Origin of the sequence: Colwellia sp. M166 (genome assembly GCF_024585285.1) — a bacterium.
Classification (GTDB): domain Bacteria; phylum Pseudomonadota; class Gammaproteobacteria; order Enterobacterales; family Alteromonadaceae; genus Cognaticolwellia.
In genome coordinates, this window is sequence record NZ_CP040755.1 from 2803965 (window position 1) to 2815094 (window position 11130).

11 protein-coding genes and 5 tRNA genes are annotated in these 11130 nt (G+C 40.6%); all 16 read left to right on the plus strand.

Annotated features, from left to right (window positions below):
* Window positions 1–37: 37 nt before the first annotated feature.
* The 16 genes from murB to rplL all read left to right on the plus strand — a co-directional run bounded on the left by murB (window position 38) and on the right by rplL (window position 11064).
* Entirely contained in the window at window positions 38–1072 is a 1035-nt protein-coding gene (gene murB, locus FGD67_RS12750; RefSeq protein ID WP_257171533.1) for a UDP-N-acetylmuramate dehydrogenase, read from the plus strand.
* Window positions 1069–2043 carry a bifunctional biotin--[acetyl-CoA-carboxylase] ligase/biotin operon repressor BirA gene (birA, locus tag FGD67_RS12755; protein ID WP_257171534.1) on the plus strand — a complete coding sequence of 325 codons (975 nt, stop codon included), beginning with the start codon at window positions 1069–1071 and terminating at the stop codon, window positions 2041–2043. The genes murB and birA overlap by 4 nt, the downstream gene beginning before the upstream one ends.
* Window positions 2040–2768 carry a type III pantothenate kinase gene (locus FGD67_RS12760; protein WP_257171535.1) on the plus strand — a complete coding sequence of 243 codons (729 nt, stop codon included), beginning with the start codon at window positions 2040–2042 and terminating at the stop codon, window positions 2766–2768. The genes birA and FGD67_RS12760 overlap by 4 nt, the downstream gene beginning before the upstream one ends.
* Before the next feature lie 134 nt (window positions 2769–2902).
* Window positions 2903–2978, plus strand: a tRNA-Thr gene (locus FGD67_RS12765).
* A gap of 35 nt (window positions 2979–3013) precedes the next feature.
* Window positions 3014–3098, plus strand: a tRNA-Tyr gene (locus FGD67_RS12770).
* A 29-nt stretch (window positions 3099–3127) separates the two neighbouring features.
* Window positions 3128–3202 (plus strand) — tRNA-Gly (locus FGD67_RS12775).
* Between the two features lie 16 nt (window positions 3203–3218).
* Window positions 3219–3294: transfer RNA gene (locus FGD67_RS12780), tRNA-Thr, on the plus strand.
* Window positions 3295–3373: 79 nt separating this feature from the next.
* Entirely contained in the window at window positions 3374–4558 is a 1185-nt protein-coding gene (gene tuf / locus FGD67_RS12785) for an elongation factor Tu (protein WP_126667293.1), read from the plus strand.
* A gap of 585 nt (window positions 4559–5143) precedes the next feature.
* On the plus strand, window positions 5144–6874 hold the full coding sequence (locus FGD67_RS12790) for a potassium/proton antiporter (protein ID WP_257171536.1): 1731 nt from the start codon (window positions 5144–5146) through the stop codon (window positions 6872–6874).
* A gap of 299 nt (window positions 6875–7173) precedes the next feature.
* A tRNA-Trp gene (locus FGD67_RS12795) sits at window positions 7174–7250 on the plus strand.
* Between the two features lie 108 nt (window positions 7251–7358).
* Window positions 7359–7742, plus strand: coding sequence for a preprotein translocase subunit SecE (gene secE, locus FGD67_RS12800; RefSeq protein WP_257171537.1), 384 nt, complete (start codon window positions 7359–7361; stop codon window positions 7740–7742).
* Window positions 7743–7752: 10 nt separating this feature from the next.
* Window positions 7753–8331 carry a transcription termination/antitermination protein NusG gene (gene nusG, locus FGD67_RS12805; protein ID WP_257171538.1) on the plus strand — a complete coding sequence of 193 codons (579 nt, stop codon included), beginning with the start codon at window positions 7753–7755 and terminating at the stop codon, window positions 8329–8331.
* A 329-nt stretch (window positions 8332–8660) separates the two neighbouring features.
* Window positions 8661–9089, plus strand: coding sequence for a 50S ribosomal protein L11 (gene rplK / locus FGD67_RS12810; RefSeq protein WP_077288466.1), 429 nt, complete (start codon window positions 8661–8663; stop codon window positions 9087–9089).
* A gap of 3 nt (window positions 9090–9092) precedes the next feature.
* Window positions 9093–9788, plus strand: a complete 696-nt coding sequence (rplA, locus tag FGD67_RS12815) for a 50S ribosomal protein L1 (RefSeq protein ID WP_257171539.1) — start codon at window positions 9093–9095, stop codon at window positions 9786–9788.
* Between the two features lie 301 nt (window positions 9789–10089).
* The gene (rplJ, locus tag FGD67_RS12820) at window positions 10090–10584 is read left to right on the plus strand and encodes a 50S ribosomal protein L10 (RefSeq protein WP_257171540.1); all 495 of its coding nucleotides are present in this window, start codon (window positions 10090–10092) and stop codon (window positions 10582–10584) included.
* 114 nt (window positions 10585–10698) lie between these two features.
* Window positions 10699–11064 carry a 50S ribosomal protein L7/L12 gene (rplL, locus tag FGD67_RS12825; protein ID WP_257171541.1) on the plus strand — a complete coding sequence of 122 codons (366 nt, stop codon included), beginning with the start codon at window positions 10699–10701 and terminating at the stop codon, window positions 11062–11064.
* Window positions 11065–11130: the final 66 nt, after the last annotated feature.

An 11130-nucleotide genomic window follows, 5' to 3' on the forward strand; every position in this document is an offset into this window, starting at 1 on the left:
TTGCGTACAATAAGGCAAACCTTTTACTGTCTCTGTTATGAAAATACGCACTAATTTCTCTTTAAAAGCACTAAATAGTTTAAATGTTTCAGCGATTACGCCGGAAATATTTTTTCCTACTAAGCTCGAAGAACTGTCAGAACTTCCTCAGAGTAAGGTGGCTAAATCCTACATCCTTGGTGAAGGTAGCAATACTTTATTCTGTCAGAAAAATGCCCCTATTATTATAAAGCCAAGTTTAGTTGGAATCGAGGTTACTGAAAGTGATGAGTGTTTTCAGATCAGTGCCGCTTGCGCCGAAAATTGGCATGACTTGGTCTTATTTTGTGTTAATAACGGTATCTACGGCTTAGAAAATTTAGCTTTGATCCCTGGCAGTGTCGGTGCAGCCCCGGTACAAAATATTGGTGCTTATGGTGTCGAGGTTGGTGATTTTATTGAACGTATTACTTGGTTTGATTTTGCATCAAAAGCATTGATAGATTTTAGCAAAGCCGATTGTCAATTTGCTTATCGCAACAGCATATTTAAACAAGCCTTAAGCGGTAAGGGTATTATAACTCATGTGCATTTTTCTTTACCAAAAGCTTGGCAGGCGGTCAATAGCTACCAAGGACTTAGTGAAATTGATTTACCGATAACTCCACAGGCTATCATGGCAAAAGTGATGCAATTACGTCAGGCAAAATTACCTGAGCCAAAGCAGTTACCTAACGCTGGGAGTTTTTTTAAGAATCCACTAGTCAGTGTTGATTTTTTTGCTATCTTACAAGAAAAATATCCAACCATACCGTTCTATAAACAAGCCAATGGCGAGATGAAATTAGCTGCGGGATGGCTAATTGAGCAAGCGGGTCTGAAGGGTTTTCGTGAAGCAGGGATCGGTATCCATGAGAAACAAGCCTTAGTGCTGATTAATTATCAGGGCAAATCAGGTCAAGAAATCGTTGCTTTTGCGCGTTTTATTCAAGAGAAAGTACAAGCTAAATTTAATGTTCATCTAGACCCTGAAGTTAGGTTTATTGGCGGTGATGAGCTGAACGATATCGCCTGCCTAGGAAGTCAGAAATGAAAGCCATTCGTGAGCAACTGATTAAAAAACTAGTCAAAGGCGATTTTCTCTCGGGACAAATGCTCGGAGAAGAGTTGGGCGTTAGCCGAGCAGCGATATCAAAGCATATTGCTGTTTTGCAAGAAATGGGTTTTGATATTTTTAGTGTCACAGGAAAAGGTTATCGATTAGCTCAGCCTATTGAGTTGCTCGATGAAAGCCAAATCGTTGCACAGTTACAGGTACTCGATGCTAACACTAAAGTGGAAGTGCATAACCTAATCGACTCGACCAATAGTTATTTAATGCGGCGTTTACCTAATCAAAATACTGTCGGCCAAGTGTGTATAGCCGAATATCAAAGCGCGGGCAGGGGGCGAAGGGGACGACAATGGATTTCGCCTTTTGGCTCTCATATTTATATGTCGATGTATTGGTATTTAGAACAAGGCATGTCTGCGGCGATGGGACTCAGTGTCGTGGCAGCACTTGCGGTTAGCGATGCAATTAAAACCTTATATCAAGTTGACGTAGAATTAAAATGGCCAAATGATATTTATTTTAATGGTGTTAAGCTGGCCGGTATTTTGATTGACCTTGAAGGGCAAACGATGGAGCCTTGTCATTGTGTTATTGGTATTGGTTTAAATATTAATATGCCAGAAAGAAGTGCTGAATTAGTTGACCAACCATGGACTGATTTATCAAATGCTATTGATGTAGAAATTGATCGTAATCTGTTAGCTGCACATATTATTTCAGCATTACTTAAACGGCTAAAAGTGCACAGTGAGACGGGCATCAATACCATGGTGAAAGAATGGCAAGGGCAAGACTTTTATATCAATAAGCCTGTTGCTTTGATCACCGGCGAAAAAATCACTCGTGGGATATCTCGTGGTATTAATACCCAAGGTGCTTTGATGCTAGAAGTTAATGGCCAAGTAGGTCCTGTTTATGGTGGTGAAGTGAGTCTAAGGGCCGGTTTATGAGATTGTTAATCGATGTTGGCAACACGCAAGTTAAGTATGTGCTTCAAACGAGTGGTCTAGCACTTTCTGAGATCGTATACCTTGATTATCAGCACTTTTTAGCGCAATTGTCACAAGGTGAATTTTCACATGTAAAACAAGTGGTACTGGCCAATGTCCATGGTGATGATATTCACGATGCCATTAAAAGCTGGGCATCTTTTAACAATATTGCCTTTGTACATGCACAGAGCCAAGCAACAGCTTTTGGTGTTATATCGTCATATCAACAGCCTGAACGTTTAGGTGTTGATCGTTGGTTGGCGATGATAGGAGCAAAGTTACTTTATCCTAACCGTAACCTGCTTATTATTGATGCTGGTACTGCGACTACGGTTGATTTGCTGGCGAGTAGTGGTCAGCATTGTGGTGGTTGGATTATGCCAGGTGTGCAGACTATGTTTAATAGTTTACTAACGCGCACGCAAAAAATTATTGCTACACCAAGTGCGCATGCAAATCTGGCCTTTGGTATCGATAGTTCTACTTGTTTAAATCATGGTAGCTGGGCAATGACCGTAGGGGCTGTTAAAGAAGCAATTATTCAAGCAAATAGTCTGCTAAACCTTGATGAAATATTACTAACAGGTGGCAACGGTGAAGAGCTTGCTAAGTTAATTGTTGATAACTTTCAATTAGAGCCTAAGTTGATTTTTTATGGTTTAAGCTGTTTTAAGGCACTTTAGCATCGGCGATCATAGTTAAATAACCATGTTTGTGAGTAAAAAACCATCAAACACATAAAAACATGCTTTTTTTTTGCATTTTCCTGTTGCAAGCTAGAAAACATTACTCTAGAATTCGCACCACTTAATGTAGTGCCGACTTAGCTCAGTTGGTAGAGCAACTGACTTGTAATCAGTAGGTCGCCAGTTCGATTCCGGCAGTCGGCACCATTAATACATTACTTGTAATGTGAATATTGAAATTTGGAGGGGTTCCCGAGTGGCCAAAGGGATCAGACTGTAAATCTGACGGCTCAGCCTTCGGTGGTTCGAATCCACCTCCCTCCACCATTTTAACAGAGATAATCTGATAGAATTTAGCGGGTGTCGTATACTGGCTATTACCTCAGCCTTCCAAGCTGATGAAGCGGGTTCGATTCCCGCCACCCGCTCCAGTCTTTATAGAGAAATGCTGATATGGCTCAGTTGGTAGAGCGCACCCTTGGTAAGGGTGAGGTCGGCAGTTCGAATCTGCCTATCAGCACCACTTCTTTAGACCTTCTATAGATTAATCAATGTTTAACACTATAAATTAATTTATTTAATGTACCCAGAGGTATTTTAAGATGGCTAAAGCAAAATTTGAACGTAATAAACCACATGTTAACGTAGGTACAATTGGCCACGTTGATCACGGTAAAACAACTTTAACAGCCGCTATCTCTGCGGTATTAACTAAAGTTCATGGTGGTGAAGTTAAAGACTTCGCACAAATCGATAATGCTCCTGAAGAGCGTGAGCGTGGTATTACAATCAATACTTCTCACATCGAATACGATACAGAAATCCGTCACTACGCACACGTAGATTGTCCTGGCCATGCTGATTACATCAAAAACATGATCACGGGTGCAGCACAAATGGATGGCGCTATCTTAGTAGTTGCTGCTACAGATGGTCCTATGCCACAAACACGTGAGCACATCTTGTTATCACGTCAAGTTGGCGTACCTTTCATCATCGTATTCATGAACAAATGTGACATGGTAGATGACGAAGAATTACTAGAATTAGTAGAAATGGAAGTTCGTGAACTTCTTTCAGAATACGAATTCCCAGGTGATGACTTACCCGTAATTCAAGGTTCAGCTTTAGGCGCACTTCAAGGTGAAGAGAAGTGGGAAGCTAAAGTAATCGAACTTGCTGATGCACTTGATACTTACATTCCAGAGCCAGAGCGTGCAATCGACGGTGCATTCATCATGCCTATCGAAGATGTATTCTCAATTTCAGGTCGTGGTACCGTTGTAACAGGTCGTGTTGAACGCGGTATTGTTAAAGTGGGTGATGAAGTAGAAGTTGTTGGTATCCGTGATACACAAAAATCAACTTGTACAGGTGTTGAAATGTTCCGTAAGCTTCTTGACGAAGGTCGTGCTGGCGAGAACTGTGGTGTTCTTCTACGTGGTCTTAAGCGTGAAGATGTAGAACGTGGTCAAGTATTATGTCAACCAGGTTCAATCTTACCTCACACTAAATTCGAATCAGAAGTATACGTGTTATCGAAAGATGAAGGTGGTCGTCATACGCCATTCTTCAAAGGATACCGTCCACAGTTTTACTTCCGTACAACAGATATCACAGGTGCTGTAGAGCTTCCTGAAGGTGTTGAAATGGTAATGCCAGGCGACAACTTGAAGTTTGTTGTAGAGCTTATCAACCCAGTAGCGATGGACGAAGGTTTACGCTTCGCGATTCGTGAAGGTGGTCGTACTGTTGGTGCTGGTGTTGTATCTAAAATTATTGCTTAATCATTTTTAGACACCAAACCTTAAAAAGACGCTTCGGCGTCTTTTTTGTTTTCAGTACGACTAGCTTCATGGGTTTATCCGTGATGAGGAAATACGTTAATAAAATAGTCCCAATGGACTATTTTTAGTGATTTTCGCAAGCAGCTCTGGTGCGCAGCTGAGAGTCGTACTGTTGGTGCTGGTGTTGTAAGATCAAAAAGTATCCTACTTCACCTCCATTTTATGACTAACTCCTCAGCAAACCTTTTCTATTAGACTGTATTTATTGATTTAATTTCATACAAAATTAATAGCATTAAAATGAAAAACGAGAATAAAAATACTATATATGCGTAATATTTGCTAAATTAGGTCCCAAAGTCTGCTCTTGAAATGGCAATATTTACCCAAATCTTTAACCAATAGTTAGCAATAATTTTAGTAAAGGACTTAGCTCAGTGACGAGTATAATACCAAACCTATTAAGTTTGTTCTCTCTCAGCGCCTACCAGCGGTTTTTAAATTGGTATAAGTTTTGTTTTTTAAGTGATTTTAAACTTTTTAATCATAGGCTAAGTTGTCTATTACTAGTTAAGGGAGTCCGAGATGTTTTTTATTGACCAAATAATATTGTTGACCGCTGTACTGATATTACTCGGTATTATTTCGAGTCAATTATCGGCTCGTTTGGGGTTGCCCGTACTGGTACTATTTTTGATCGTAGGTATGCTGGCAGGTGAAGATGGCCCCGGCGGCATCTTTTTCGATAATGCAGAAGCTGCCCACTCACTAGGCACGTTAGCATTAGCACTTATCTTATTTGATGGCGGTTTACAAACGCCTATTAAGGCGATTAAACAAGTTTGGAAGCCCGCGTCGGCCCTAGCAACGTTAGGGGTTTTAATTACTGGGGCACTTACCGGTGTTGCAGCAGCTTACATTTTAGAAATCCCCTTGCTACAAGGCTTGCTGTTAGGTGCTATTGTTGGTTCGACAGACGCCGCTGCGGTATTTTCGTTATTGCGAAATGCTGGCATTCACTTAAATAAAAAGCTGAAAGCAACTTTAGAAATTGAAAGTGCGTCAAATGACCCGATGGCAATATTTTTAACCGTGGGTTTATTAGAGATTTTAGTTAATGGAATGAAGCCAGGCACCGGCTTATTAGTGATGTTTTTATCACAGATGGGGTTGGGGGCTGCTGTTGGTTTAGCGGTAGGCTGGATGTCTGTGCGATTAATCAATAAGATCCAATTATCCGCGGCAGGATTATATCCAGTGTTAGTGGCCGCTTGTGGTTTACTGTCTTTTGGTATAACTGCGAACATTGGCGGCAGTGGCTTTTTAGCTGTTTTTATTACTGGTGTGGTAATAGGTAACAGCCGATTTGTTTTTCAGCGCAGTACCTTCTTGTTCCATGATGGTTTAGCGTGGTTAAGTCAAATAACCATGTTCGTGGTATTGGGATTATTGATCACACCAACATCCTTATTTGATGTTTGGCTTGAAGGGTTGATGATAGCCTTCGTCTTGATTTTTATCGCTAGACCTATTGCGGTGATACCTATTTTAGCTGTGTTTGGTTTTAATCTTCGTGAAATTACCTTAGTTTCATGGATTGGTTTGCGCGGCTCAGTGCCGATCATATTGGCAATATTTCCATTAATTTTTGGCTTACCTGGTGCAGATCTTATTTTCAATGTGGTATTTTTTGTCGTGTTGATTTCAGCAACTTTACAAGGCTCTAGTTTAGCTTGGATGGCGAGAAAATTGAAACTGACTTTACCACCACCAGTGACGCCGGCAGCTACCTTAGAAATTACTGCTTTAGGCGATGTTGACGCCGATATTGTTGAATATACCTTAGGAAAAACCTCACGTGCCGTTGGTTGGCGTTTATCGCAATTAGCATTGCCTGAAAGCACAGTGATGGCGATGATTTCTCGTGACAATAATGTTATCGCACCGCGTGGCTCGACTCTGTTACAAGCTGAAGATCAGTTATTTATTGTACTTAAACCGCATACTAGGATATTTGTTGATTGCGTGTTCTCAGGAGCAACCTATGGCGAAAGAAATGAGTTGTCAACTCAAGAGCTTAGACTTAAGGGCAATACTAAAATTGCAGATATAGCACGTTCTTATAATATTGATATTTTTGGTGCGGCACAAGATACCCTAGAACAAGTGATAAGGTCGACGCTTAATACCTTACCGCATATTGATGCGGTCGTTGAGTTGGGCGATGTAGAACTCTATGTTCGTGATATGGTGGCGCAGCGTATCATTACGGTAGGTGTTTTAGTGATAGCAGATAAATTCAAAACCCTGAATTAAACTTTTTTCTTGGGGTGTATCTGCCAGTATAAATTATCAGTAATAACTCCTTCAATGCTTGTTATTAAAGTGCTTTAACAACATTAATTTCCTTAAAGGTAAGTTAATGTTGTTATTTTCCCCTACTGTGGGCAAATATTTTAGTGCCATATAGTTCATCCACCTTAATGGCTAAAGATTATCTTGTAAATTTCCCTTGAGTAAAATCTTTTGCTCAGTATAATAGCGCTTCACTTCTGAGTATCTCTTAATTTTCCCAAACAACTAAGAACCACTCGGCAAGTGTAAGTACAATTTAAAGGGGTATAGTTCCAATTGGTAGAACAGCGGTCTCCAAAACCGACGGTTGGGAGTTCGAATCTCTCTACCCCTGCCATTTTTAGTAAAGTGCTTATAAGTTAAATTATAGGGGCTTTAGATTTTAACCTCGATTATATTGGGGTTGTTTTGTCTTAGTTTAGACACGTAATTACAGGTAGTAGATATGAATGCAAATACTGAAACTGAGCCAAGTGGTTCATTTGATTTCTTAAAGTGGAGCGTAATTGTTTTGCTTTTAGCTGGCGCTGTTGTCGGTAATTACATGTTCGCTGAACAATCTATTCTTGTTCGCGCCTTGGCAGTTATTGCTGCTATTGTTATTGCAGGGCTTGTTGCTATGCAAACAGTTAAAGGCCGTACTGCTGTAGCATTTGCTAAAGAATCACGCACTGAAGTACGTAAGGTGGTTTGGCCAACGCGTCAAGAAGCGGTGCAAACAACTGGTATCGTTTTAGTCGCAACATTAATTATGTCTTTACTGCTATGGGGATTAGATTCAGTTCTATTTTGGGTAGTGGGATTGATCACCGGTTTAAAAGTAGGTTAAAGGTAATATCATGACTGAAGAAATAGTAAATACAGAAGCGCTTGAAGAAACTGACAAATCACATTTGCGTTGGTATGTTGTCCAAGCATTTTCAGGTTATGAAGGTCGCGTGCAGAAAACCTTAGCCGAACATATTGAAATTCATAGCTTACAAGACAAGTTTGGTCAGATTTTAGTACCGACTGAAGAAGTTATTGAAATGCGTGCTGGACAAAAACGTAAAAGCTCACGTAAATTCTTCCCTGGCTATGTTTTAGTACAAATGGCGATGGATGAAGAAGCATGGCATTTAGTTAAAAGTGTGCCACGTGTCTTAGGCTTTATTGGTGGTACCAGTGATCGTCCTGCTCCTATTACGCAAAAAGAAGCTGATCGCATTTTACAACGTCTTGAAGATACTGATAAGCCGAAGCCTAAAACATTATTTGAACCAGGCGAAGTGGTACGTGTTGTTGACGGGCCATTTGCTGATTTTAACGGTGTGGTTGAAGAACTTGATTACGAGAAAAACCGAATCAAAGTTTCTGTGCTTATTTTTGGTCGCTCAACACCTGTTGATCTTGAATTTGGTCAAGTCGAAAAAGGCTAAAGCCAAATTCAACAAAAAAACCAGAGTAACAACTCTGGTTTTTTTATGGCTAAACTTTATGGCGAGTCAGATTAATTTGTGACTCAATCACCACTTACTACATGCCATTAAACTGCTCGAATATTTCTACCTAACTTCACTCCCTAGACCATCAGCTTAATGTCTTCGTTCTTTTTTTGAACAAATTAAGCATCTTATCTTGCACTAGCGCCTTTGAATAATATATAATCCGCTGCCGATTTTATCTGATAGAGATAGAATCGATTTTCGTTAACGGGGAGCTGATTATAATTATCAGCGTTTGCACCCAAACTAAAGGTATTAAAACCATGGCTAAAAAAGTCACAGCTTTAATCAAGCTACAAGTTGCTGCTGGCGCAGCAAACCCGTCACCGCCAGTTGGTCCTGCACTAGGTCAACACGGTGTGAACATCATGGAATTTTGTAAAGCGTTTAACGCGAAAACAGATTCTTTAGAGAAAGGCGCTCCAGTTCCAGTAGTTATTACTGTTTATGCTGATCGCTCTTTTACGTTCGAAACAAAAACTCCACCTGCTGCTTATTTATTATTAAAAGCTGCTGGTATCAAGAGTGGTTCAGGTCGTCCTAACACTGAAAAAGTTGGTACTGTTACTACAGCACAACTTGAAGAAATCGTTAAGACAAAAGAATCAGATCTTACTGCTGGTTCAATGGAAGCTGCAGTGCGTACCATTGCGGGCTCTGCTCGTTCAATGGGTTTAGTGGTAGAGGACTAATCAATGGCTAAATTATCAAAACGCGCTCGTCTTATCCGTGAAAAAGTAGACGTATTAAAAGAATATGACATCAGCGAAGCAATTACTTTACTTAAAGAACTTGCTACTGCTAACTTCCGTGAAAGTGTTGATGTTGCTGTAAACCTTGGCATTGACGCTCGTAAATCTGATCAAAACGTACGTGGCGCAACAGTGCTTCCAAACGGTACTGGTCGTGATGTACGTGTTGCTGTATTTACCCAAGGCGTTAACGCAGATAAAGCGAAAGAAGCTGGTGCTGACATCGTAGGTATGGAAGATTTAGCTGAACAAGTTAAAGCCGGTAACATGGACTTTGACGTGGTAATTGCTACTCCAGACGCTATGCGTGTTGTTGGTCAACTAGGTCAAATCTTAGGCCCTCGTGGTTTAATGCCTAATCCTAAAGTTGGCACAGTAACTCCTGACGTTGTTACGGCTGTAAATAACGCAAAAGCGGGTCAAATTCGCTACCGCAATGACAAAAACGGTATCATCCATACTACTATTGGTAAGGCTGATTTCGACGGTGCTAAATTGCAGGAAAACCTTGAGTCATTATTGGAAGCGCTTAAAAAAGCAAAACCAGCTAATGCTAAAGGTCAGTACATTAAGAAAGTTTCTGTTTCAACTACTATGGGTGCCGGCGTTGTCGTCAACCAAGCTAGCTTGACACTATAACTTTCTGTAAGGTGTCGGTAATCGATGCTTTACAAGGGCGGAATTGTAGACTATAATTTCGCCCCTTAAATTTTGGTAGGTGTTGTCTGTACATTAGCAATTTAATTGCTTCAGACAACCCCGTCAAAGACCGTAGGAGCTGAGACGATTCTTCGTTGAAAGCTTAATTTTTCCTACGTAGATGGTGATTACCCAGTATTTCCTAATTCTGGTCCTCGCCGTAACGGCCTAAGCAGATATTAATTTGTTTAGGGATAGTAAATACCGGTTTTTTATTGCCGGTGAACCAGGAGTAAAGCCAATGGCTATCAATCTTGATGACAAAAAAGCAATTGTTGCTGAAGTTCAAGAAGCTGCCAATGGCGCTCAATCAGCTGTAGTCGCGGATTCACGCGGTGTTTCAGTTGAAGCAATTACTGTATTACGTAAGCAAGCACGTGAAAACGGCGTATGGATGAAAGTTATCCGTAACACGTTAGCACGTCGTGCATTACAAGGTACTGACTTTGAATGTGTTACTGACACATTAGTTGGTCCATCATTGATTGCATTTTCAAACGAGCATCCAGGTGCAGCAGCACGCTTATTCACAGACTTCGCTAAAACTAACGAAGCTTTTGAATTAAAAGCAGCAGCATTTGAAGGTAATGCAGTAGACGTAAACATGTTAGCTAAGCTACCAACTTACGACGAAGCAATTGCACGTTTAATGAGCGCTATGAAAGAAGCATCTGCAGGCAAACTTGTCCGCACAATTGCTGCAGTACGCGATCAGAAAGAGCAAGAAGCTGCTTAATAATTGTTTACCTCTGCTGTTACTTAAATATACGCAGAGCACAATTAGCACTTTTTGTATTTATAGTTATTTCAAACAGCCAAAGGCTGTTTACTAAAAAACAGGAAATTTAAAATGTCTATTTCTAAAGACGATATCCTAAACGCAGTTGCTGAAATGTCAGTAATGGACGTTGTTGCACTTATTGAAGCAATGGAAGAAAAATTCGGCGTATCTGCTGCTGCAGCTGTTGCTGTTGCTGGTGGCGCTGCTGAAGCTGCTGAAGAGCAAACTGAATTTGACGTAGTAATGACTAGCTTCGGTGAGAAGAAAGTTGCTGTGATCAAAGCAGTTCGTGGCGCTACAGGTCTTGGCTTAAAAGAAGCTAAAGACTTAGTTGAATCAGCTCCTAAAGCGATCAAAGAAGGCGTTGAAAAAGCTGAAGCAGAAGAGCTTAAGAAACTTCTTGAAGAAGCAGGTGCTTCTGTTGAGATCAAATAGTCTGTTATTAAACAGATTATTTGCCTGAAAAGGCAATGGCTGGTGATTTAAACGTCACCGGCCTTT